This window comes from Microcoleus sp. F10-B2, assembly GCF_036704965.1.
Taxonomy (GTDB): domain Bacteria; phylum Cyanobacteriota; class Cyanobacteriia; order Cyanobacteriales; family Microcoleaceae; genus Microcoleus.
The window spans coordinates 1-25,059 of sequence record NZ_JAUBTB010000024.1 but is presented as its reverse complement, the minus strand read 5'-3'; the positions used below and the strand labels follow the sequence as shown (position 1 = coordinate 25,059).

Genomic DNA, 25,059 nt, shown 5'->3' with positions numbered 1-25,059 from the left:
ACTCAAGCTGCCGGAGAACTTGGCGTCGCCGGAGTGACTGTTTTCCTAGACACCAACGGTGACGGCATCCTCGGTGCCGGCGAAACTTCCACAACTACCGCCGCCAACGGCAGCTTCACTTTCCCCAACTTGCCTGCTGGTACTTACAGCGTCCGGGAAGTTGTACCGGCCAACAGCCAGCCAACAACTCCCAACCCAGTTGCAGTAACGCTGGCTGCGGGTCAAACTACTCCTGCTACAGTGAATTTCGGCAACCAAGCAATACCTATTCCAACTCCGACTCCGCCTCCGACTCCGACTCCGACTCCGCCTCCAACTCCGAGCCCTACTCCCGTGCAACAAGGCAGCATCAGCGGTCTTAAATTCAACGACGGCAACGGCAACGGCACTCAGGAGTCGGAGGAAACCGGTCTTTCTGGATGGCAAATTTTCCTCGACGCTAACGGGAACAACTCTTTAGATTCGGGCGAAACTACTGTTACCACTGACAATTCTGGCAATTACAGTTTCAACAACCTCAATCCCGGCGCTTACAACGTGCGGGAAGTGCAGCAGACTGGTTGGACGCAAACGACTACTAATCCCGCGCCGATTAATCTCGGCAGTGGCGAAAGTCGTAGTGGAATTATTTTTGGCAATTTCCAAAATATTAGTATCTCCGGCAGCAAGTTTAATGACCTGAATAACAATGGGGTTTTGGATGCTCAAGAACCGCTATTGCCCAACTGGCAAATCTTCCTTGACGCTAATAGCAACGACTCTTTAGATGCTGGAGAAGTTAACACTTCAACTGATAGTTTAGGTGCCTACATTTTCTCTAATTTAGGGCCCGGAACTTATCAAGTTCGGGAAGTTAATCAACCTGGTTGGACGCAAACTACTGCTAATCCTGCTGATATTATTGCTGTCAGCGGCACTAATGTTGACAATATTAACTTTGGCAATTCCTTCGCCCAAGTGCAACCGCCACCGCAAGAAGGACAAGATGCTGACTGCTTTTGTTCGCAAATTGTTTTGCCGAGTATTGGCAGTGTTCGCGGCCCGAGTTCTGTCACTAATACCCGCAACGGTACTAACGGCAGCGACACTATTCTCGGCAGCAATAACGATGACGAAATAAATGGTTTTGACGGCGATGATTTGTTGGCAGGCTTGCGGGGCAGCGATAATATTTACGGGGGACTTAACAGTGCTTTCCCGGTTGGCCCTGATATAGACAGGGACTTGCTGTTTGGCAATGAGGGTAATGATTACGTCAATGGGGTTGCTGGAGATGATTTAATCTTTGCGGGCAAGAACGACGATGTTGTTTACGGCGGCAAAGATGACGACATTGTTTTTGGCGACCAAGAGAGCGATACTTTAATTGGCGACCAGGGTAACGATACTATCTACGGGGGAACTATTAACCCCTTCGACCCGGATTTGACTGGCAATGATTTGGTCTTCGGTTTGGCGGGCGATGACTTCCTCAGCGGGGAGAAAAATCAAGATACGATCGCAGGCGGTGACGGTGATGATACAGTGCGTGCTGGTAAGGGCGATGACTTAGTTGTCGGCGAATTGGGCAGCAACCTGCTGTTTGGGGATGAAGGCAGCGATTCTATCTGCGGAGGCGAGGGGGAAGATACTGTGTACGGGGATATTGGCAGCCCTCTGCCCGTCGGTTCCGCTGGCGGAAAAGACCAAATCTGCGGCGGTTCGGGCAACGATTTGCTGTTTGGCAATGAAGGTCAGGATACTGTCAACGGGGATGCTGGGAACGATAGTCTTTACGGCGGCAAGGATGAGGATAGTTTGCTCGGCAGTGCTGGGGACGATTGGTTGTTTGGAGATCAGGGGAACGATACTCTAATTGGGGGTACCGGGAACGATCGATTTATGTTGGGTATTGACCTCGGCACCGAGACTATTTTAGACTTTCAATACGGCATCGATTCGATCGGCTTAATTGGCGGTCTGAATTTCTCGCAACTGAGCATTGTTGCGGAGAATAGTTCTACTCTGATCCGAGTTACTGGTTCCGGTCAACTTTTGGCAACTCTCAGGAATGTGCCTGCAAGCGCGATTACTGGGACAGATTTTTCTCTCCTGTAGTGCGATCGAGCTAATTAATTAGGTGAGAATATTGAAGGGACAATTGATTTATTGTCCCTTCAATTTTAGGATTTTAATTATATCAAGTCTCGCAGACCGATCGCCATACCGCAGCCCCTGGAGGGTTGACGAATATTTGCACTGGGAATCCGAGTTCGGGGTGAACCCGTCCCTAAAGGATTGGGATGCTTTCGTAACTATCGGCCTATATTCCGCTTCATTCGATCGAGTTCTTCGTCTGCTTCCCAGCGTTGAAACTTTTCTTCTAAAGGATCTGCTGCATTAAAACTGTTGTAATTTGAACTCTGATTCCAACCCTTTGTATCCCAATTTTGCTCTGTTTTAGTGGTAGTGCGAGTTGCAGCTTCTGCTGCTTTTACTCGGACTTCTTTTCGCCGTACTTGAATTTGGCGGTACAGTTCTTTGGCTTTTTCAATCCGTTCTTTGCAGCCTTGCATTTGACCCCAGCGCTGATTTCCCTGACGCAGCAAAGCTGCTTGCCGCTCTTGGGCGGCTTGAGCTAAATCGAGCCTTTGAGCAGCTTTTGCTTTGTTGATTCGATCATTCCAGCGCTGAATTTCTTGGGCGGCGGAGAGAATTTCGGCTTGCAGTTTTTTCTCTTGTTTTTGGATATCAAGAATCAGCCGCAGAGTGTCTTCTTCTTGTTCCTTCAGTTGTTCTTCTATTGCCTGCAATTCCAGATGGGGATTGCTGCGCAAAAATTCTTCTAATCTGGTTTCTAGAAAACGGCTGAAATCGTCAAATAAGCCCATTTTTTATAAGTCCTGAGTCATTAGTCATGGGTCATTAGTCATGGGTCATTAGTTATTAGTCATTGGTGCTTAGTCTCCGGCGATCGATTATCGGCCATTAGTTGTTAGTTATAGCAAAATAAAGTTCGGCAACGAATTGTGGAACCGATTTAACGGATAGAAGAAAGAAGCAGTAAGAGCAATGGTTTCAGCAATTAAGAACGTGTTGGCTGTTCCTATATTATAACTGTTTTCACTGCTCGTGAGGTACACCCCGATCGCTGCCGATTACCGATTACTGATGACCTAACTCATAGCTAATGACTAATGACTAATGACTGATGAGTGATGACTGATTAGAACTTTTGCCCGACAAAAACCGATCGCACATCTCCTCCCTTGCGGATAACAGCTTCTTGATTTTTGATTTCTGCCAGCGTCCAACCGCTAGCGCCAATGCTTTCGCCGACATAAATTCTGCGGGCTACGCCGTCTACTTCAAACAAAGCCGCCGATCGATCGCCCAACTCCAAAATCCCTACCAGCGTGTGCGCGGAAGTCGGGGCGCTGCTGAGGGCTGGTGCTGGCTGCTGGGGTGCGGGCGCTGCTTCCTGGGCAGCAGGCGCTGGTGCCGGTTCGGTTTCGCGAGCCAAAATCTTCGGCTCGGGAGACTCCGAGGGCGAAGGGGAAGCGGCGAGGGGAGTTCTAGATCCCGCAGCCGCGATCGCGCGACCGGAGGCTGGAGCCGCCGGCGATGGGGAAACTGCGGCGGTTTGAGGAGCAGCCGGAGCAGCAGCTACCGGAGCCGCAGCTACCGGAGCAGCCGGAGCCACAGTCACCTGAGCGGGGGGAGGGATGACTACGACTTGGGGTGCTGGTGCTCCGGGCTGAGCGGCAGCTTGTTCTAGGGCATTAGCAATGCGGTTGACTGCTGTCGAAAGACCTGCGGTTGCCGGAGGCGCGCCGGAAATTGGAATGCTCGGCAGCGTCCCTGGGGTGGCAACTCCCGGAACTCCTGCCAGTTGGGGGTTAGCCCGGGGTGCTTTTTTTTGTTCGATCGCTTCTAGCGAGCGCTGCACGTATTCGACAAACTTGGTGTCTGGTGCTGTTTTGCCACTTGCCGTCGGTGTCTCTGGTGCTGGCGCGGCGGGCAAGCGCACCAGTCCCGACCTGCTTGCGAGCCATAACCCCATGACTAGCAGCAGCGATCCAAATGCTGCTCCCAGCAGCATTCTGTCGAATGATTGTTTGGACTGCTGTTTTTTGGCTGTTTCTAGGGCGACTTGGCGGGCGATCGCTTCTACGTCTTTTTCGCCTCCCTGCGGCTGGGGGGGTGTCAACTGGGACAAAACTATTTGAGGTACCGAGATCGACTTGAGCGCCACGAATTCTGGCTGCACGGGTTCGGATGGCAGTCCGCCACTACCGTCGAATGCTTGATCGACTCCTTCAAACAGTTCGTCCATCAACCGATCGGCGTAGGACTCTACTGCCACTGCTTCGGCTGGCACTGTTTCCACCGTCGCCTTCACGGCGATCGGCTCTGACGCTGATTCCAAAGACATCTGTTTGGCGATTACTTTTTGAGGCATAGTTTTCTGTTTGCTCCCGCTCCTCGACAACCCTGAGATTCTCAACTTCAGACTTCTACAGGATACTTGTGATGTTGACCAATTCTTGGCTCAGAACAGGTCAATTGTATCTCACTCATCACCATATTTTTAGTCCTCGGCCAACTTACTTTGCCCGATCAACTTTTGTTTTACCTGTTTTGGGCTTTTTCGCCCCTGTTTTCTGCTGCCAGTCTTATTTGCTTACCCTGACTTTTACTGCACATTCTACTGCTTTTGTCAACCCCACCGTCCGGGGCTTCGCAGTTTTTGACACACAGCTTTACTTGAGGCGATCGCAAAAAAAGCGGGTTTATTGTCGCTGTTTCCGATCGCATTGCAGCTTTGACAACGATTTCAGACTTTTACCTGTCTTAAGTTTGTTAGTCAGTTTGCTTGACAGTAATAACAGGTTGCAGATTTTTTCATAACTCATGGCTGCAACAGCGGTAACAACCGCTGTAATTCCCCACAAGCTGCCTGAAGCGATGGCGGCGCATCTTCTGGTAAGCTCTGATAATAACATCGATCGGCTAAATCCTCAACAGCGGTTTTGCAAGCAGCTTCATTTTTCTCAAATTTTGCATAATCATCCTCTTCATTCACAGTTTCTCTCTGCAAGTAGTGTATCCAAGTCTCTATATTGCGCTTGGGAACAAAAATCGCGATCGCTTCATTCGGTTTCCTATTTTCCTGCTTATGTTCATCAAGCACACTAGCTAACCAATTAAGTCTTGCTGCCAGCGTACCCGTATCTGCATCAATTAACACAACTAATCCAATCGCCACCCGGTTTTTATTCTGGCGATAAGCTTTCACTTCCTTCGGATACTCAGTGCGTACATACTGTTCTCCAGCTTGGCTACCGGGCGGACATATTTTAGCCCGAATTAGACCTGTAAAACCTCGCTTTTTTAGGAAATAACGCGCAAAAACCTCCTGCTGTTTGTCCTCGCAGAGAATGACAATCTGAACTCTACGCTGACTCATTCAACCATCCCCGTGCAATCAGTTCAGAAACTGTCAAGCCAGAATTGTCAGCTACTTTATCGCTAATTCGTTTGACTCGAACAGCAGCATTGCTTTGACGCTCAAACCAATAGCCAATCGGTGAAGATAAAAGGTAATTAATTAACTCAGGATGATGAGAAATTAGTAATGCTTGAATTTTTCCTTCGCTACAAAGGTCATAAAGCTCAATCAGCCAGGGTTGAATTTCTGGCAATGCTAAAAAGTTTTCCGGTTCATCAATCCACAAGGTATAGTCTTCAGTTTTTGTACCGTAAATCAGCGCGTATAAAGCAACTAATGTTTTTTGTCCGTCCGACAATTCTCCGAGACGATATTCAATTGACTTGCTGTTATCTGTTTCTCCTGAAAACCGCAGTTTTAACACCACATTATCTTCGCTTACTCGCTCAAACTTAAAATTTGTGAATCCATCCAAAACCTCTCTTAAAATATTTCCAATTTCAGCAATTTTACCTTGGTCTTCCGATAAGTAGCGATACCAAGAAACAAAATTTTCCATCTGAGGAGTCAAACGCATTTGTTCTTGGCTACTTTCATCAACCATCAAGCTAGGAACAACTTGCACGATGATAAATCGCGCCATCCGTTCTCTAAACCAAGTTAACTTCGTGTTGTCGTTTCTTGGCATTAATGAAGCCAGCATAGATTGCGACCAGTCAAACTGGTATTGCGGGCCCTCTGAATAATTATCTCGATAGAGTTGAACTTCGCCTAATTCAAATTTTAGTAAAGGCTGGTTATCAAAGAACAGACGCTCGTACCCAACACGACATTTATCTCGATTGCGCTCAATTCCTAATTGATATGTGTAGGAGCCGCCATTACCGAGAATTTCTAGCTCGAAACGCTGAATTTGTAAAGTTTGCCAGCGGGTGCAGTCCGCAGGTTTGAAAATTGCTTCTACCTTACTGTCGCCGCTGACAAATGCTTGGATTTTCTGCAAGACTTCAAAAACTGTTGATTTACCCGATCCGTTAGAACCCAGAAATAGATTAATTGCATCAAGCTCTAGTTCAAAATTTACCAAACAGCGAAAATTGTCAATATATATTCGTTTCAGCATGGGATTTTTTAACTTATAATTCCTCTAGCTCCTGTCATTGTTAGCAGGAGCTAAAGACAACGCTCGGACAACCCAAATTAACCCACCCGTTCCGCCAATTCCAACCAGCGCTCAGTCGCCCGATCGATCTCCTGCGTCAACTGAGCCAAACGCTCCGATAACTTCTTCATCTCTGCAAACCCGCTCGGAGCATTGTGAGACAAAATCTTCTCAATGTCTTCTTTTTCAGCTTCCATCTGCGGAATTTTACTTTCTAATTGTTCGTATTCCCGCTTCTCATTGAAGGAAACTTTGGTAGATTTTTGAGTGGAATTTGTTGGTTTTGAATTGTTAGATTCAACTGTTCGTGTAAGTTTTTCTTTTTCTTTTTGCCCTTTGATTTCCTTAGCTTCCTCGGCTTTCTTGTAGTCTAAATACACCGAATAATTGCCGGGATACAAGCGCAAATTTCCCCCAGGCTCCAAGGCGAAAACCATGTCGATCGTGCGATCGAGAAAATAGCGATCGTGAGACACCACAATCACGCAGCCGTTAAAATCTTCGAGATAATCCTCCAAAACCGCCAAAGTCTGCACGTCCAGGTCGTTTGTCGGTTCGTCCAAAATCAGCACGTTGGGCGCGCTCATCAGCACTTTCAACAGAAATAACCGGCGCTTTTCCCCGCCAGAAAGTTTGCTAATTGGTGAATACTGTTGGTTCGGTGGAAACAGAAACTTTTCCAACATTTGAGAAGCGGTAATGATTTCCCCATCCGCCGTTTGCACCAACTCGGCCACGCTTTTCAAGTATTCAATAACTCGCTGGTCTTCGTTCGGCGTCAAATCCTCTGAATGCTGGTCAAAATAACCGATATGAATGGTTGTGCCAATTTCGACTGTACCCGAATCCGGCTGAATGCGTCCGGTGATTATATCCATCAGCGTCGATTTTCCCGCACCGTTGCTACCAATAATTCCAATCCGGTCTTCGGGTGTGAAATTGTAGGTAAAATCTTTAATTAAAGTGCGATCGCCGTAAGCTTTACAGATATTCAGCAACTCAATCACCTTCTTACCAATCCGGCGGCCGGCTGTGGCAATTTCGACTTTGCCGTTGGCTGTTTTGAACTCCTGGGCTCGCATATCTTTAATGCGGTCGATCCGAGCTTTTTGCTTGGTACTCCGCGCTTTCGGCCCGCGTTTGAGCCATTCCAATTCGCGCCGCAATACACCCGCGTGTTTGCGAACACTGCTGGCGGCGGATTCTTCAGCTAGGGCTTTTTTCTCCAAGTAATAAGCGTAATTGCCAGCATAATTGTAAAGGTCGCCGCGATCGATCTCCAGGATGCGATTGGTAACGCGATCGAGAAAATAGCGATCGTGGGTAATCAGCAGCAAAGCGCCGCGATAGCCGTTCAAATAGTTCTGCAACCACTCCACAGACAGCGCATCCAAGTGGTTTGTCGGTTCATCCATCAGCAACACATCGGGCTCGGACAACAAAGCCGTTGCTAAGGCAATTCGCTTGCGGTAGCCGCCGGACAAATCGGCAATTTTCGCATCAAAATCCTCAATCCCCAACTTGGTCAAAATCAATTTCGCCTTGGTTTCCAAATCCCACGCGCCTACCTCGTCTATGCGCGCAGACACTGCAGACAGACGCGCCATCAACTTGTCTGTATCGCCTTTGCCGTGGGACAATTGAGCGGAAATTTCCTCGTATTCGCGCACTAAAGCCATTTGTTCGCCGCTGTCGGCAAATACTTGCTCTAAGACAGTGTGATTTTCGTCTAAATCCGGCTGTTGGGGGAGATAAACAATTTTAGAGCCTGGATTGACCCAGCGATCGCCAGAGTCGATCGACTCCATACCCGCAATCATTTTCAGCAGGGTTGATTTGCCGGAACCGTTGGTGCCGATGAGTCCGACTTTATCGCCTTCATCGAGGCTGAAACTGGCATCTGTCAAGAGTTCCTTGATGCCGAAGTCTTTTTTGATCGATCGCAGAGTAAAAATAGTCATGAGTATAGAAAGTCATTTACCTGACTTAGTTTAACGCAAGTGCGATCGAGTCCGGCTGCATGGATATGGTCTGTCGTTCCGATCAAACTTTTTCAAGACAAGGGCGAACTGGATTTTTCGGACTATATAAGTATTGATAAATGGGTGAACTTTGACTGAAGTGCGATCGGCAGTGGGGATTGACAAACAAAAACCGTATTCGGTAAAATCTCAATATTAAGATAATTAGACTGCATATTGCGTCTAACTATATATCTAACCTGCTGAGTTATGTGTGAGAATTCAGCCGACTTCCTATCCATGAGATACGATAATCCGGTAGCCCCTAATCCTTAGTTGTAGCGTCTTATAAATATTGGCTGTACAATAATCACACCTGGCTATGTTTTAATTATGCTACAGCTATTTAAGCAAAGTTATAAAAAAGTAGGTTCTTATGTCTAAAGCAGTTAAGCAAGACATCATCACTATGGCAGAAAAGCAAATTCTGGCGGAAGATCAAATTGACGAAAGAAGGCAAGAAATTGACTACGATACTAGGGAATTCACGATCGAATTCATAGTAAATAAATACCTCGAAAAAGATGACGATGATTTCAGTGAGATTTATGTCCCTGAATATCAAAGAGAATTTGTATGGGATATTAATCGTCAATCTAGATTAATTGAATCCATTATTCTTGGTCTGCCTATTCCCGTGCTCTTTGTCGCAGAAATTAAAGAAACTGGAAGACTAGAGATTGTTGATGGATCTCAGAGGGTTAGGACTCTTGCAGCTTTCATGACAAATCAGTTGCGATTGAGGAATCTAAGAATATTAAATTGTCTAAATGGTTCCTATTTTCAAAATCTCACACCATCACGCCAAAGAAAGTTTAAGAACACTCCGATCAGAATGATAGTTCTCTCAGACAAAGCTGATGAGAAAGTAAGAAATGATATGTTCGATCGCATCAACACCAGTAGCCTTGATTTAACTCCTATGGAGACAAGGAAAGGTATTTATAGGGGTAATTTTACAGACTTCATTTTTGAGTGCGCTACAAATAAAAAACTCATTGAGCTTTGCCCAATTGGCAGATATTTCCAAGATAGAAATGAGGAAGCTGAACTCGTTCTAAGATTCTTTGCTTTTTCTGAAACCTATCCAGAATTTAACCTCTCCAGCGAGAACAATCAAGCCAATCTTGAAAGAACAGGAGTTGCTAGATTTCTTGATGAGTATGTTATTGTAAAAAATAATAATTTCCCAAATGAGGAGAAGCAGAAAAAGTCATCGGATTTTGAGAGAATGTTGAATTTTGTGCAGAAAACTTTTCCAAGTGGATTTAAGAGAAATCATGATTCTGATTCAACTGCACGCCCTTACTTTGAAGCTATTTCAGTAGGTTCTCATCTGGCTCTTGAGCAAAAACCTAATTTAACTGTTCAAAATTTGTGGAACCCTTCAGAAAAAAGTAATCAAACCAATTATTTTCGTATTCCAATAGGTCGCTACCAAACTCACAAGCCTGAGAATATGAAACAAAGAATTGACTATGTTAAGGACAAACTTTTAAGTCAAAGCCTATGAAAAAGTTCATCAGAGAATTTAACAGGCGAGTAGCAGAAATCCAGAAATATTTTGAGTTAGTAGATAAAATTGAAGGACTTGGTGCATTGTCTACTAAATCAATCATCTTCCCATCAGGTGAATATATTGTTGATAGGGATCTCCAAAAAATCTTAAAATCTCATTGTTACCTACTATTATACAATCTTGTCGAATCTTCTATTAGAAATGGTATAACTGCAATTCATGATGTTATTGTAATCGAGCAATTAACTTATAAAGATTTAAGTCCGAAAATAAAAAGATTGTGGTTGCTGAACGATCTAAGTAAAAGTTTCAGAGATTCATATATCAAAAAGGATACTGTAGCAGACAATCTTGAGGAATTAATTAAATCAGTTTTGGATGATAAGATGGTTTCGTTAGATCCATCTAATATTCCAATATCGGGAAATTTGGATGCTAAAACTATCAAAGAACTCATAGATATTTATGGTTTTTTTGGGAAGTTAGGAGTGGCGAGTAAAGAAATAGATAATATTCTTGATTTTGTGGTTAAAATACGATGCGATTTGGCACATGGAAATGTTTCATTTTGTGATGCTTCGAGTCAAATAATTTGGAGCAAGTTAGTTGATGACAAAGATAAATTGGTTAAATATCTGACTCATATGCTGAATAATATTGATAATTATATTGAGAATAAGAAATACAGAATCTAGCTGTCGGTAGCGAGTAGGCTAACAAATTGCAAACCATCGCTAGATTGTGCCTAAATAGCAATCACCCTTGTCTTAGCCTGAGTATCAGATTCAGGTTTTGCAATTACCCGAATCTCCACATCACTACCCAGCGCGTTTAAGAACCGGAATAGGCGATCGATTGAAAACTCAGATAGTTTGCCACGCAGCAAATCAGTGATTTTAGAGCGAGCGATTCCCAGGCGTTTTGCTGCTTCGATCTATCGATATCCTAGTTGCTTTTGCCCCCACAGCCAACTGGGATCTACTCGATCGCGCCCAAATGCAGGAAGAACTCGAAGCACTGCTAAGTAGAGGAGTCGATCTAATCAGTAAACGGGCGAACGATCGCAGTTCCAACCCGATTCGCCGTCCTGAAATTCTCTCTACCGCTCAAACTATCGGTAGTCAAATAGTCGCGGTCGCGCTCCCCTTGTACTATAATTCAAATACCAACCTTTGTTGGAGTATTTTTTTATGTCCTTGCAAGAGCTTAAAGAAAAAGCCAGCAAACTATCAGTCAGCGATCGCCTTGCGCTGCTAGGTGCGATCGTTCAATCGCTGCAAAGTACACCAGAAATCGAAAATTGGCAATATTTAGTTTCGCGTCCTCATGCTTGGCGCAAACAACTTTACATTAAGGGACGTAAATTACTGGCATCGACTATTTGGCGAGACATGACTGCTAATCAGATGTCACCCGAACAAGCTGCCCAAAATTGGGATTTACCGCTGTCTGCTATCTATGAAGCGATTAATTACTGTCAGAATCATCAGGAACTCCTAAAATTAGAAGCAGACGAGGAACGCTATCGATTGGAAGCAAAAAAAGTCCAACTAGAGCCTACGAATGCTGCTTGACGAACATTCTCAAGCAAAATATTTAGTCAATAAGTAAGGAGGCTGAATGAAAACCGCGATCGCCCTACCAATTGACCAAATCGCAAAATTCTGCCAACAGTGGCAAATCATCGAACTCTCCCTCTTTGGTTCCATCCTTCGTGACGACTTTCATGCAGACAGCGACATCGATATCCTAGTTGCTTTTGCCCCCACGGCCAACTGGGGTCTACTCGATCGCGCCCAAATGCAGGAAGAACTCGAAGCAGTGCTAAGTAGACGAGTCGATCTAATCAGTAAACGGGCGATCGAGCGCAGTTCCAACTGGATTCGCCGTCAAGAAATTCTCTCTACCGCTCAAACTATTTATGTCAAATAGCTGCGATCGCGCTTCCTTAATCGATCGCTCTTTTTATTTCAACAACTGCTTCTCCCGTTTTACCCGTTGCGCGATCGGGTATTGATAAGAAGTCGTGCCGATCGACTGCTTAAACAGATCGGCGAAAAGTCCGTTAAGGTTATCTGTTTTCAGCCGAGATTAGGCAAGCAAAATCGTTGCCTTTGTTGGTAAGTGCCAGCGATCGCCCATCGGTATAACAAATCACTGCAACCGACCTTATGCTAAGTTATTTTGGGAATTAGGAGCGATCGCCCGCCCCAGCAAAAAAGGAGGATGTACAAAAATGGGTAAAGGCAGGTTAGAAGCATTCAGCGATGGTGTAATCGCCATTCTCATCACCATTATGGTACTGGAATTGAAAGTGCCCCATGAAGCTGATTTAGCTGCGCTGCGTCCGCTACTTCCAGTATTTCTGAGCTATGTACTCAGTTTTATTTATCTGGGTATCTACTGGAACAACCACCATCACTTGTTACAGGCGGCTCGGCAGGTCAATGGTAATGTGTTGTGGGCTAATTTGCATCTGCTGTTCTGGTTGTCACTCATTCCCTTTGTCACTGCCTGGACAGGCGAGAACAACTTCGCGGCCTGGCCAGTTGCGCTTTATGGCACTGTGCTGTTGTTGGCTGCGATCGCTTATTTCATTCTTACTCGTGTCCTTATTTCTCACCACGGTAAAGATTCCACTCTGGCAATCGCACTTGGGCGAGACTTGAAGGGTAAGGTATCAGTGGTGATTTATGCCGTAGCAATCCTGCTTTCCTTTGTCAACTCGTGGTTTGCTTTCATGCTGTATGTTTTAGTTGCAATCGTGTGGCTGATCCCCGATCGGCGTATTGAGAAGATTCTGACTTCGTGAATAATTTTCCACAAAAAGCCATCGCCAGCCAGCTAACACTTCGCTTTAGGAATTAACAAATGACAATTCATCAAAACGGACTTTTTATTGAACCCGGTCAAGGTCGTTCTTACTACTTTGGTCAAGACCTCTATACCTTCAAAGCAGTTGGTGAAGAGACAGGTCAAGCCTATGCGCTTTGTGAGGTAATTGTTGCACCTGGTGGCGGTACGCCGACCCATCGGCACTACCGAGAAAATGAATCATTTTATGTTCAAGACGGAGAGATTGAATTCCAGCTTGACGATCGTACTTTCGTGGCGACGGCTGGAACCTTTCTTCATTCACCGAAAGGCCAGCTTCACCGATTTACGAATACCACCGCTACACCCGCTAAACTGCTGATTTGGGTCACTCCTGCTGGCTTTGAGAAATTTATGGCCGAAGTTGGAAAAGCCGTGAATGGTGAGATTACCCTGGGAGCATCCTTGAGCCCTGAAGACCTTGACAAAATTCTTACTACTGCTCCCAAGTACGGTATCGAAATCGTACCTCCACCATCCGAGTAGCGATCGTCCGATCTCTTACCTTAAAAAACAACAACCCACAGAAGTAAATAGATAGCTCATAAGGAGTCATTTGAGCTAACAGTTTTGGCAGCTTATGGGCATGACCCCGAGAGCCGGAGCAAGCGAATTGAGCGAGTTTGGCTTTACAATTTTAAAGCTTTAGATGGATTTCTGGTAAATTAATAACTCCATTGATTTAGAACAAGAAACTGATTCCTGAGGTCATCTTCTGTTGTCTGTGGCTGTTGAACTCACATTAATACGGCAATGTTCATAATCGATCGATACTAAAAGATCGATTTTCTACACCCACAAAAGACAAAGATATTTCCTAGCAACATCTAGATGAAAGTATGTTAAATTTCGGACTTCTGTCCTTCCGCCTCCTGCGTTACAGGTTCAGATTCGGGCTGCTTGAGAGCAACTTCCGAAGGTTTTGGGTCGTCGGGCAATTGAGTATTGCGTTTAGAAAATCCCCAGACAAATATCACGGCGATACTCGAAACCACCAGCCATTGCGGCGGAACTAAATTGTCATTAATTACTTTCACCAGCAGTCGCAAGCCCACCAGCCCAACTGTGACATAGCCAGCATCTTCAAGGTGTACGAACTCATCGAGCCAGCGGATGAACAATCCTGCCATAAACCGCAGGGTGATAATTCCTATTGTCGCGCCGGTCAGCACCAGCCAAGTTTCATCAGAAATCGCGATCGCCGTAGTGACGCTATCCAAAGAAAACGCTAAATCCGTCAGAGCAATGACTGGAATTGCTTGCCACAGAGACGAAAATCGGGGCCCGTGATGTTCTCCTTCCTCGTCAGCATCGGAGGAAAAGTGCTGGAAAACTAGCCACAGCAGGTAGAGAGCACCTAGCAGTTCAAACTGCCAGTATTGGATCACCCAAGTAGCCGTTAAAATTAGTGAGATTCGCAGTACGAAAGCGATTGCCAAGCCGAAGTTGAGAGCCTGTCGCTGTAGCTTGGCATCTTCCAAACCTTTAGAAATAGAGGCCAGGGCGATCGCGTTGTCAGCCGAAAGTACAGCCTCCAAAGCCACCAAAACCAACAATAAGAAAAAGGCGTCTACTCCAAAACTGGGCGAAGCATCGAGAAATTGATCTAGCATTAACTATTTTGTGCACCTAAGATTTATAAATTGAAGAGCACAGCGCAAATCACTGGCTCTATCGAAAATTAGTGTCACCTTCACTTATCTTAACCTAATGCGGTAATTCTGCACTACTGCCTCAGAACAAAGTCGGAAGGAAGCAGTCCGACGAAACAAGGAAAAATTCTCCGTCTCCGACACTCACAAACTCCCCCATTCCCCCACTCAGAACCTCCCCCACTCCTCCCCGGACTCACCATTTGTGTTGCAAGTTGTAACAAATGATTCCCAAAAGCGACAATTTGTCTCAAATTGGTGAAAGCTTGTGCCCGCGAAAAGGAGTTTTCCCAATATGTCTTTAACAGATACCCAAGTCTACGTAGCGCTCGTAATTGCTTTGATTCCCGGAATCTTGGCTTTCCGGCTGTCTACTGAACTGTACAAGTAGTTTCCAGACACCAGTTGCGAAACGCCAAATGCCTGCCTGAGCAGTTAAATCTCTCGCATTACAGACAATTGCTGCCGCACGGGAGTAGGTTGTTTGTGGTCAGCAAGACGATATTGCCAGGGCAGGCATTTTCGTTGGGAAATTCCGTCTTCAGGCGTCACCTCGGTCTCAACAATTTTGGCTGTCAGCACCCTGACGATCGGGGGCGAGTGTGCGTTAAGCTCAGAATTTGCTCTTTTGATCTCTAAAACGTCAGTCTCAGGTATTTGAAAAAAAAATTATGCAAGCGATTCAACCGACCGTTACCCCACTGCGTCCTGTAAAAAACTCCCCTCGGGTTACTCCTCGTCGCACCAGCAGCCGCCAGCGTTCCTACCCTCACCAAACGCTGGCGGCCGAAACAGGAGTCAAGTTGGCAGTCAATATTGTACTTTCAGTGTGCGCGACTTCTGCTTTGATTCAGCTTTGGCCTCATTACCGGGCCGTGCAAGAAAAATTGCACGAAATCCAAGCAGAAGTCAATCTTACCCAAGGGCGAGTAAATCAGTCGCGATCGGACTTTAACCGCTACTTTGACCCCAGTCTTGCCAAAACTGTAATGCAAGAGCAAAGCAATCAAGCTGACCCCCAGCAGCGTCCGGTGATTTTGCAGGAACCCCAAGCACCCGATGCCCAAGAATCAACGGCGCAACCTTGAGGGAAAGCAGTTGTAGGGTGGGCACCGCGCACAGAGAGATTTGTGTATGGACGCCCTGCAGCGACGCTCAAAACTTCCAAGTTTGCCTTAAGCTGACTTTGCCATCACGGTTTTTTCTTTCAGCAGTTGCAGTGCAGCTTGATATTGCAAGTCGGCTTCGGTGCCAATTCGATCGCGCGCGATGGCTTCCAAAGGTACTGCGCGATCGGGCGAAATCCCCAGCTTGTTAATATCTTTATGGTTCGGTGTCTCGTACTTAGCAACAGTTACGGCTAACCCGGAACCGTCAGACAAATCAAACAGCGACTGAATCAGCCCTTTGCCGAAAGTCTTTTCGCCCACCAGTTGCGCTCTGCCGTTATCTTGCAGCGCACCAGCCAAAATTTCGCTAGCACTGGCAGTTCCCTTGTTCACCAAAACAATCAGCGGATCGTCAGTCAATGCCTGTCCAGAGGCTTCAAAACTGCCGAGAATGCCTTGTCGGTTCACCGTGTAGACGATCGTCCCGGAATCGAGCCACAGGCGGGCAATTTCAATCCCTGCTTGCAACAGTCCGCCCGGGTTGTTCCGCAGGTCGAGAATGTAGGCGGTGGCTCCTTGTTTTTCCAAGCGGTCGATGGCGTGAGCGACTTCCTCAGTGGCGTTAGCGCTGAATTGACTCAAGCGAATGTAGCCCACCGGCAAATTTTCCGACCCCGACTGCAATTCGGCGTAAACCGGATTCAGAGCAATGCGATCGCGCACTAGCTCAACTTCCTCAGGAGCGTCCCTTCCCTCGCGTCCCAAGGTGAGGGTGACACGAGTGCCGATGCGGCCGCGCATTCGAGTTGCTGCTTCGTCTAGGCTCAATTCTGAGGTGGGAGTGCCGTCAATTTTCAGAATGCGATCGAGGGGTTGGATGCCGGCCTTATCCGCCGGTGAGCCGGCCAAAGGAGCCACCACAGTCAGGGTATTTGTCTGGGGGTCGGTCGCAATTTGCAGCCCCACACCCGTCAGTTCTCCCGAAGTGTTAACCTGCAAGCTGCGGTACTGTTCGGGTTTCAGCAGTCGAGTGAAGGGGTCGTCGAGATTCGCCAGCATCCCCTGAATCGCCGTGTAAGTCTGCTGTCTGTCGTTGAGCGGTTGCTTGACAGCTTTTTCGCGAATCGACCACCAATTGTGATTGTTGAATTTGTCGTCCACGTAAGAGCGATTGACAATTCGCCAAGCTTCGCTCAAAAGCTGCTGTTCTGGAGTTAGGGCCGCCGCAGGCCCGGCCCATCCACCTAGAACCAGGGCGACTTGGAGGAAAAGTACAATAGCAATCTGGAAAACTCGTCTGTGCATGATTTTTCTGTAAAATACGAGTAAGTATTACATTTTATGTATTTTACGTTTATACGCTGGGAACGCTGTTGCAGATTTAACTCGCCTTTTGAACGATCGCGAGCGTCCCGCTGGCACTTGTAAATAAATATAAGCGATCGGTCGTCGATGATATTACGCGATCGTCTCAGGAATAGGGCGCGATTCGCTTGCGCCCCCGGCTGGCGCGACCAGCGAGGGATTGCTTGAAAACTTTGTTAGACTCTCCGCAGAGATACTAAAGCACCGCGTGAGTATCTCGATTAGGACTTAGCCATCGGAGTCGAGAAACCGGGTTTGATGTACGAAAAGACACGTTCTCGCCCTCAGATTCGGTAAAAAACTTGGTTTCTGAGTCTCGCAGTGCGTCCAGGAGTCTCTGTCTGGATGCAACAAGATTTACTGGCATCCGTACATCATCGATACGTTAAAAATCAATGATTATATAGTTGGTTAAGTTATCAAAACTTCTATGAATTTTTGATAACTAAAGTGGGAAAAACAAAAATTTTTTGGAGAGCTGCTAAACAAAAACATAAGTCATAGGATATCCTAATATTCTATTTAAATTTTAGGATTTTAGCAGGTGTGTCATGTTAAACTTAATGACTCCACTTTCCACAAAAGCGATCGCATTTATCGATGCTGCCGTCCCCGACCCTCAAATCTTAATCGACGGCGTTATCCCTGAAACCGAAGTAATTAAATTAGAGTCAAACCGCAACGGCCTGGAACAAATTGCCGAAGCTTTGCAGGGAGAGCAATTTTCAATAATTCACATTATTGCCCACGGGCAACCCGGTTGCGTGCAACTGGGGAACGTTGAATTGAGTTGGGAAAAGTTGAGCGATCGCGCGAGTAATTACGCAGCAGCAGTCCAAGGATGGGCGCGATCGCTGATCCCAAATGCCGAAATTCTCCTCTACGGCTGTAATGTTGCCAAAGGAAATATAGGCAAAGCATTTGTACAGCGTTTGAGTCAACTAACAGGGGCAAATGTTGCTGCTTCTGAGAATTTGACAGGTTGTGCGGCAAAAGGCGGCGACTGGGAATTGGCAGTGACAGCGGGGACAATTAAAGCTGGCATTGCATTTGGGCCAGAAGCGATCGCAGCTTACGGCCACGTTCTCAATACCTTTAGTTCTCCTAATAATTTTAATGCGGGAACCAGTCCATCTTTTGTTGCGACTGGCGATTTCAATAACGATGGCATCTTAGATTTAGCTGTTGCTAACCCCACCTCGAATAGGGTTTCTATTTTGCTGGGAAACGGTCAAGGAGGATTTAACTCTGGAACTGATTTGACTTCGGTATTGGGTCCTACCGCGATCGCAGTTGGCAATTTTAACGGCGATAACGTTTCCGACTTAGCGATAACTTCCGCACAAGGTGTCGAATTTAGCAGCATTTATATCTTTTTAGGATCGGGTAATGGCAACTTTAACAACCCGGGATTTTTGACTGCCCTCGAAAACCCTAGCGCGATCGCTGTCGGCAATTTTAATGCTGATGATTTACTCGACATTGCCATTACTCAATCCAGTGGCAATGCTTTTGTACCTGAAGGTAATGTTGGCATTTATTTGGGAACGGGACAAGGCGATTTTTCCACGCCTGTTACTGTGAATGTCGGGCAAAATCCCAGCGCGATCGCTGCGGGAGATTTTAACGGCGACAATTTTCTCGATATCGCCGTCGCCAACCGAAATTCTAATAATGTTACCATATTATCGGCAAATGGTCAAGGTAGTTTTGGCAATCCGACTAATATTAATGTCGGTCAAAGTCCGAGTGCGATCGCACTCGGAGACTTGAACGGCGACAATTTTATCGATATCGCGGTAGCCAACAGCGGTTCTAACAGCATCTCAATTTTATTGGGAACAGGAAATGGCAGTTTTGGCAATCCGACAAATATTAACGTTGGCTTAAACCCAAGTGCGATTAAGATTGGCAATTTTAATGGCGACAACAGACGAGATTTAGCTATTACCAACAGCGCTTCTAATAACATTTCAATTTTGGCGGGAAATGGAACTGGCGGTTTTAGCAGTGCGACCAACTTTAGCGTCGGAACAAATCCGACTTCTCTGGCGATCGCAAATTTCAATGCGGACGACAGACTCGATCTCGCAGTTGCTAACAGAGGTTCTAATAATGTTTCAGTTCTCTTGAATTCACCGAACACAATTAATTTCGGTACGGCTACTCTCAGCGGGACTGAAGGGGATGCAGATACAGTGGTTAATATCCCCGTTACTATCAGCGGCGGCACTCCTTTTGCTGATGTAATTGTACCAATTGTCATCGACCCCAACAGCAGCGCTACCCAAAATTCTGACTACACCATATCGCCGACTTCCCTAACTTTCCCCGCAGGCGGAACAAGTACAGAACAAAATATTGCAGTCACTATTAAACCTGACAATATCGCTGAGAATGCAGAAACAGTCATTCTCAAATTTGGTACGATCGCAGGTGACATTGCAGGGACGACAAATCAAGCGACCCTAACTATTCCCAGTAACGACACTGTTTCTTATGCCGTTTCCGCCGCTGTAGCTGCTGTAGCTGAAGGCAATACGGGAACTGCATCCGTTACTTTTACCGTTACTCGCAGTGGCGGTATAGGTGCAGCCAGCAGCGTCAATTATGCGATCGCCGGAACTGCTACAAAAGTTAGCGATTACAACAACATCGGCGGCACTTCCGGGGCAACTGACATTAATGGTACGGTTAATTTTGCTGCGGGCGAGACATCGAAAACGATTACTTTGGACGTTTTGGGCGACAGTGCGATCGAACCGGATGAAACTATTACTGTCACCTTATCAAATCCGATCGCACCAGGCCCGACTCCAACAATTACAACTGCCAGTGCGACAACTACTATTACTAATGACGACACTGCTGGAATTTTAGTCAATCCCAATAGCGGATTAACGACAACAGAAGCAGGAGGAACAGCAACATTTACTGTCCAGCTCAACTCTCAACCAACTGCTAACGTGACTGTTGGCTTAAGCAGTTCCAATGTTGCCGAGGGAACAGTTTCTACACCCTCGCTGACATTCACTCCCGCCAATTGGAGTGCGCCGCAAACTGTAACTATTACTGGGGTTGATGACAATATTGCCGACGGCAGTCAAACTTACAATATCGTCACTGCTGTGGCTGTTAGTACAGACAGCAATTACAGCAATTTGAATCCTGCCGATGTCAGCGTTACGAATAGCGATAACGAAACTCCCGGCATTACCGTTAATCCCACAGCAGGATTAACTACGACAGAAGCGGGAGGTACGGCTAATTTCAGTGTTGTCCTCAACACTCAACCTACGGCACCTGTTACTGTCGCTTTAAGTAGTTCCAATCCGGCAGAAGGAACAATTTCTACTAATACCTTAAGTTTCACTCCTAATAACTGGAATCAGACCCAGACGGTAACGGTGACAGGTGTTGGCGACAATATCGCTGACGGCGATATTGCTTACACTATTGTTACTGAGGCTGCTGTTAGTACAGACAGCAATTACAGCAATTTAAATCCCTCGGATGTCAGCGTTACTAACAGCGACAGCGATACAGTCGGCGTTACCGTTAATCCCGCCAGTACAACAGCAGCAGAAGGCGGTGCAACGGGAAGTTATACACTTCAGCTAAATTCGCAGCCAACAGCGCCGGTAACAGTCAGCTTTGACGGGGGAAATCAAATAAGTGCGATCGCCCCTATTAGCTTCGACAACACTAATTGGAATATTGCCCAAACTGTAACTGTGACTGCGACGGATGACACAGTTGTAGAAGGTACTCACACAGGCACAATAAATCACGCGGTAACAAGTACCGACGTTAAATATAGCGGAATTGCGATCGGGCCTGTCACTGTCGCCATTACCGACAATGACACGCCCACACCAACGCCAACACCAACACCAACACCGCCAATTACACCGACGCCAACACCGACGCCAACACCGACGCCAACACCGACGCCAACACCGACGCCAACACCGACGCCAACACCAACACCGACGCCAACACCGCCAATTACACCGACGCCAACACCGCCAATTACACCGACGCCAACACCGCCAATCACACCGACGCCAACACCGCCAATCACACCGACGCCAACACCGCCAATCACACCGACGCCAGCCCAAATCATCATGCCGCCGACGAAATCGGCTGGGATTACCGTCAATTTGACATCGGGATTAACCACTACAGAATCGGGAGACAAAGCAACCTTTACCGTCAAACTAGATAGTCCGCCAACTGCTGATGTCAAAATTGATTTAGCAAGTTCCAATACAACAGAAGGAATCATTTCCCCAGTCTCGCTTACTTTCAATTCAACTAACTGGAATTCACCGCAAACGGTAACAGTAACAGGTGTTGATGACCTTGTAGCCGACGGGAAAAAAACTTACAGCATTGTTACGACACCTGCTGTTAGCAATGACAGCAACTATTCTGGGTTAAACGCAGCCGATGTTACCGTTACCAATAGCGACGGCGAAACCGACAACAATACAGGATTTCCCGTAGATAGCGCAACTGGCGTCGCATATAAACCGGGCGAACTGTTGGTAAAACTCAAACAAGGTGGAGGAAACGAGGCAATCCAGAGTGCTTTTCAGTTTAATGGAGCGATCGAGATCGAAAATCTAGTACCGCCCACCAAACAGTTAAGCTCAACACCTCGCCGATTAGAGCGGTGGCGAATTTTTAAGTTTGCGACCGATACAGACTTGTTGCAAATTCAGAGAAATTTAGCTCAAGATCCCAGAATAGAAGCAGTTCAACTGAACTATTTTAAGTCTATAAATGCGATACCAAACGATACCCTATTTAGCGCACTTTGGGGCTTGAATAATACAGGCACAAGTGGCGGAACAGCAGATGCAGATATTGACGCACCGCAAGCTTGGGACATTCAAACCGGCAGCAGCAATGTAGTAGTTGCTGTCATTGACAGTGGCGTAGATTATAACCACGAGGATTTAGCAGCCAATATCTGGAATAACTCAGGGGAAATTGCTGGCAACGGCATTGATGACGACGGCAACGGTTACAGGGACGACGTGCGTGGCTACGACTTCAGCAATAATGACAGCAACCCGATGGACGATAACGGTCATGGTAGTCACGTTGCAGGCACTATTGGTGCTGTTGGCAATAATAATCTCGGTGTAGCAGGCGTTAATCACACCGTCAGGATAATGCCTTTGAAATTTCTCAGTGCAAGCGGCACAGGTTCGGTAGCCAATTCTGCTAGAGCCATCAGATATGCTACAGACAAGGGTGCAGACGTGATTAACTACAGCGCCGGTGGTTATGCCCCTTCTGGTTTCGACCCCCTTAGCGATGTCGAGTATGATGCCATCAGCGATGCCAATGATGCTGGCGTTCTCTTCATCGCAGCAGCAGGTAATGAGAGTAATAATAATGACAGCAATCCTGTCTATCCTGCTAATTTCAATCTCCCCAATGTCATTTCGGTGGCGGCGACCGATCGCAACGATCTGCTAGCCAGCTTCTCGAATTTTGGATCTGTGACTGTAGATTTAGGCGCACCAGGAGTCGATATTCTCAGCTCAATTCCCGGCAATGCTTACGGTTTGAACAGCGGTACTTCGATGGCCTCTCCCCACGTAGCAGGTGCTGCGGCTGTGCTATTAGCTCAAGATCCGACGCTGACTGTCACCCAACTGAAAAATACTATTCTGTCAACAGTTGACCCGATTCCTTCACTAGCAGGAAGGACTCTTACCGGAGGACGTTTAAATCTTCGCAATGCTCTCAACCGCCCGCCAGTTGTAAATCGTTCTGTGTTTTCGCAAAGTGCAGCGCTAGGTTTTTCTCAAACTGGCAATGCTTTTAATTTAGCAGGAAATACCTATACTGACCTCGATCCGGGCGACAGCATTAATTACTCGATCGCCCTGGCAAATTTTAGCGCTTTAAGTTCATCTGCATTTACCTGGAGAACCGATCTCAATGGCGGTTCCTACCGCCAACCAAATGCCGGTTCAAGTTTCCCGGAAATTCCTTTGCCTTCCTGGCTAACTTTTAATTCCGCAACTCGCACGATTAATTTAGGCCCAACTCGTCCAGCATCGTTCAATTATTGGCTGAAAGTAACGGGAACTGATGAATCTGGCGCGAGTGTTAGCGAGGTAATTCGGTTCAAGAGTAATGCCCTCGGCGGTTTTGTGATAGACGGTTATATCGCTGGGGCTACTGTCTTTTTCGATGCCAACAAAAACGGGGTACTTGATGCTAGCGAACCTTCTGCCACTACAGCAGATAGCGGCGAATTCGATCTCGATCTCGACTCCAACATTTTCGACAAAAATCAAAATGGCGAACTCGATCCAGAGGAAGGCAATATTGTTGCTTTCGGCGGCATTGATACAGCAACTGGTTTGCCTTTGGAAACGCCTGTCACTGCCCCGCCTTACGCTACTGTTGTCACCTTGTTAACCAGTTTAGTAGCGGATTTAATTGACAGAGGAATTGACAGCGATCGCGCCGAATCTCTCGTCAAATCTTCACTTTCCATTCCCGCTAATGTTGACATAACTAGCTTAGATCCGATCGCAGCTACCGAAAACGCGATCGCGGGTGGAGTAGAAACTTTGACTGCAATGGTCAAGGTACAAAACGTCATTACCCAAACTGCTGCTTTAATAGACGGTGCGTCGATTCTGGACAATACCGACAGCGTAAAAGCAGTTGTAAGTGCGATCGTTCAACAAATTCAATCGGGGACAACTCTCAATCTCAGCGATGCCAACCAGTTAGCAACAATTGTCGATCGCGCCGCCACCGCAGCGCAACAATTTGACTCGGATTTAAACACTCAGCAATTGTTGCAAATTGCCCCCGATGCAGCTAAGGTAATGGCCGAAGCAAATCAGCGCATTGACCAAGTTGTATCCAACACAGCAACAGCTTCAATTAACCGAGAAGTTGCCCGCGTGCAAAAAGTAGCCCTAGGCGCAACCTCTGAAGACTTAAAAGCAGCCGGTACAGGTACGAAATCGATCGCCCAAGTTATTGCCGAAAATACTGGTACTGCCTTAGATACCAAAATTCAACAAACGACATTGCCCGATACACCTGCTGTTGCGGTGATTGAAGGAGAAATAGATGCGATCGCAGCTAACTCCAATCTCACCGGCACTGACGGCGACGACAGCCTCTCCGGCGACAGCGGCAGCGATACAATGGCCGGCAAACGCGGCAATGATACTCTCAGCGGTTTGGGCAGCAACGACTGGATACACGGCAATCAAGGTAATGATTCCCTCGACGGTGGCGACGGCGATGACACTGTTTACGGCGGCAAACAAATCGATAATTTGTTCGGCAGTAATGGGGAAGATATCCTATTTGGAAATCGCGGTCAAGATAGCTTGAGTGGAGGTGAAGGCAATGACAGTCTTTACGGCGGTCAAGCTAGCGATATTCTGCTGGGCGGTAACGGGTCCGATTTTCTCAGCGGTGAAAACGGCGATGACAGTTTGATAGGAGGAAATGGGAGCGATCGCTTCTTAATTTCAGCCAATTCTGGCAGCGATATCATTCTCGATTTTGAAGCCGGCATCGACTTCTTCGTACTTGCCGAAAATTTAACCTTCTCGCAACTTTCTATTCTCCCTAGCAACAGTGCAGCTTTAATCAGCTTGGCAGCAACAGGTGAAATTTTAGCTGCTATCAATGGCGTGACAGCTAACCAAATTACCCTTGCCAATTTCAGTTAAAAGATTAGGGACACAGGCAAATTATGTGTCCCTAAATCAAATTCGTTTTTTAGTAAGACTTCAGTTTTTTCTTACAGATTTGGGTCAATCAAGATTTGCATTCCTTACTACAAAAGGCTGGGGGGGTGACAACCCGCGCCAAACCCAGAGAGCGTAAAGATTTAACCCACTTGTGCTAAAAAAAGATAGGCAG

At 46.6% G+C, this 25,059-nt stretch carries 19 protein-coding genes; 11 read left to right on the top strand and 8 right to left on the bottom strand.

Annotated elements, in window-relative coordinates; translation table 11 throughout:
• The coding region (locus QUA99_RS11805; RefSeq protein ID WP_333381165.1) for an SdrD B-like domain-containing protein at positions 1-2,097 on the top strand (2,097 nt) is incomplete at its 5' end.
• A 197-nt stretch (positions 2,098-2,294) separates the two neighbouring features.
• On the opposite strand, the gene QUA99_RS11800 is transcribed toward QUA99_RS11805, so the two are convergent.
• From QUA99_RS11800 to QUA99_RS11780, 5 genes are all read right to left on the bottom strand, one after another.
• Positions 2,295-2,870: a TIGR04376 family protein gene (locus tag QUA99_RS11800; RefSeq protein WP_333235012.1), complete on the bottom strand. Its 576-nt coding sequence runs from the start codon at positions 2,868-2,870 to the stop codon at positions 2,295-2,297.
• A gap of 335 nt (positions 2,871-3,205) precedes the next feature.
• Positions 3,206-4,441 (bottom strand): hypothetical protein, encoded by a 1,236-nt coding sequence (locus QUA99_RS11795; protein WP_333235011.1) that lies wholly within the window; start codon positions 4,439-4,441, stop codon positions 3,206-3,208.
• A 450-nt stretch (positions 4,442-4,891) separates the two neighbouring features.
• Positions 4,892-5,449, bottom strand: coding sequence for a hypothetical protein (locus QUA99_RS11790; RefSeq protein ID WP_333235010.1), 558 nt, complete (start codon positions 5,447-5,449; stop codon positions 4,892-4,894).
• On the bottom strand, positions 5,436-6,554 hold the full coding sequence (locus QUA99_RS11785; protein WP_333235009.1) for an AAA family ATPase: 1,119 nt from the start codon (positions 6,552-6,554) through the stop codon (positions 5,436-5,438). The genes QUA99_RS11790 and QUA99_RS11785 overlap by 14 nt, the downstream gene beginning before the upstream one ends.
• A gap of 77 nt (positions 6,555-6,631) precedes the next feature.
• The gene (locus QUA99_RS11780; protein ID WP_333235008.1) at positions 6,632-8,554 is read right to left on the bottom strand and encodes an ABC-F family ATP-binding cassette domain-containing protein; all 1,923 of its coding nucleotides are present in this window, start codon (positions 8,552-8,554) and stop codon (positions 6,632-6,634) included.
• A 436-nt stretch (positions 8,555-8,990) separates the two neighbouring features.
• Between QUA99_RS11780 and QUA99_RS11775 the strand changes: the two genes are divergently transcribed.
• Together QUA99_RS11775 and QUA99_RS11770 are read left to right on the top strand one after the other, a co-directional pair.
• Positions 8,991-10,127, top strand: a complete 1,137-nt coding sequence (locus QUA99_RS11775) for a DUF262 domain-containing protein (RefSeq protein WP_333235007.1) — start codon at positions 8,991-8,993, stop codon at positions 10,125-10,127.
• The gene (locus QUA99_RS11770; protein WP_333235006.1) at positions 10,124-10,828 is read left to right on the top strand and encodes an MAE_28990/MAE_18760 family HEPN-like nuclease; all 705 of its coding nucleotides are present in this window, start codon (positions 10,124-10,126) and stop codon (positions 10,826-10,828) included. The genes QUA99_RS11775 and QUA99_RS11770 overlap by 4 nt, the downstream gene beginning before the upstream one ends.
• Positions 10,829-10,878: 50 nt before the next feature.
• Here QUA99_RS11770 and QUA99_RS11765 read toward each other — a convergent pair whose 3' ends face one another.
• Positions 10,879-11,019 carry an XRE family transcriptional regulator gene (locus tag QUA99_RS11765; RefSeq protein WP_333343392.1) on the bottom strand — a complete coding sequence of 47 codons (141 nt, stop codon included), beginning with the start codon at positions 11,017-11,019 and terminating at the stop codon, positions 10,879-10,881.
• Between the two features lie 35 nt (positions 11,020-11,054).
• On the opposite strand from QUA99_RS11765, the gene QUA99_RS11760 reads away from it, so the two are divergent.
• From QUA99_RS11760 to QUA99_RS11740, 5 genes are all read left to right on the top strand, one after another.
• Entirely contained in the window at positions 11,055-11,390 is a 336-nt protein-coding gene (locus QUA99_RS11760; RefSeq protein WP_333343391.1) for a hypothetical protein, read from the top strand.
• Positions 11,324-11,707, top strand: a complete 384-nt coding sequence (locus tag QUA99_RS11755; RefSeq protein ID WP_333235005.1) for a hypothetical protein — start codon at positions 11,324-11,326, stop codon at positions 11,705-11,707. The genes QUA99_RS11760 and QUA99_RS11755 overlap by 67 nt, the downstream gene beginning before the upstream one ends.
• Positions 11,708-11,753: 46 nt before the next feature.
• Complete coding sequence (locus QUA99_RS11750) at positions 11,754-12,065, top strand: nucleotidyltransferase family protein (protein ID WP_333235004.1); 312 nt, start codon at positions 11,754-11,756, stop codon at positions 12,063-12,065.
• A gap of 304 nt (positions 12,066-12,369) precedes the next feature.
• A complete protein-coding gene (locus QUA99_RS11745; protein ID WP_333235003.1) occupies positions 12,370-12,945 on the top strand; it encodes a TMEM175 family protein in 576 nt (191 codons plus the stop codon).
• Between the two features lie 59 nt (positions 12,946-13,004).
• Positions 13,005-13,493, top strand: coding sequence for a cupin domain-containing protein (locus QUA99_RS11740; protein ID WP_333235002.1), 489 nt, complete (start codon positions 13,005-13,007; stop codon positions 13,491-13,493).
• 356 nt (positions 13,494-13,849) lie between these two features.
• Here QUA99_RS11740 and QUA99_RS11735 read toward each other — a convergent pair whose 3' ends face one another.
• Positions 13,850-14,620, bottom strand: coding sequence for a TerC family protein (locus QUA99_RS11735; RefSeq protein ID WP_333235001.1), 771 nt, complete (start codon positions 14,618-14,620; stop codon positions 13,850-13,852).
• Positions 14,621-14,954: 334 nt separating this feature from the next.
• Here QUA99_RS11735 and psaM point away from each other — a divergent pair, with 334 nt between their 5' ends.
• Together psaM and QUA99_RS11725 are read left to right on the top strand one after the other, a co-directional pair.
• Positions 14,955-15,050 carry a photosystem I reaction center subunit XII gene (psaM, locus tag QUA99_RS11730; RefSeq protein WP_015174804.1) on the top strand — a complete coding sequence of 32 codons (96 nt, stop codon included), beginning with the start codon at positions 14,955-14,957 and terminating at the stop codon, positions 15,048-15,050.
• 280 nt (positions 15,051-15,330) lie between these two features.
• Positions 15,331-15,747 (top strand): slr1601 family putative cell division protein, encoded by a 417-nt coding sequence (locus QUA99_RS11725; protein WP_333235000.1) that lies wholly within the window; start codon positions 15,331-15,333, stop codon positions 15,745-15,747.
• A gap of 87 nt (positions 15,748-15,834) precedes the next feature.
• Here QUA99_RS11725 and ctpA read toward each other — a convergent pair whose 3' ends face one another.
• Positions 15,835-17,073, bottom strand: a complete 1,239-nt coding sequence (ctpA, locus tag QUA99_RS11720; RefSeq protein ID WP_333234999.1) for a carboxyl-terminal processing protease CtpA — start codon at positions 17,071-17,073, stop codon at positions 15,835-15,837.
• A 611-nt stretch (positions 17,074-17,684) separates the two neighbouring features.
• Between ctpA and QUA99_RS11715 the strand changes: the two genes are divergently transcribed.
• The gene (locus tag QUA99_RS11715; RefSeq protein WP_333381162.1) at positions 17,685-24,866 is read left to right on the top strand and encodes a S8 family serine peptidase; all 7,182 of its coding nucleotides are present in this window, start codon (positions 17,685-17,687) and stop codon (positions 24,864-24,866) included.
• Positions 24,867-25,059 lie beyond the last annotated feature (193 nt).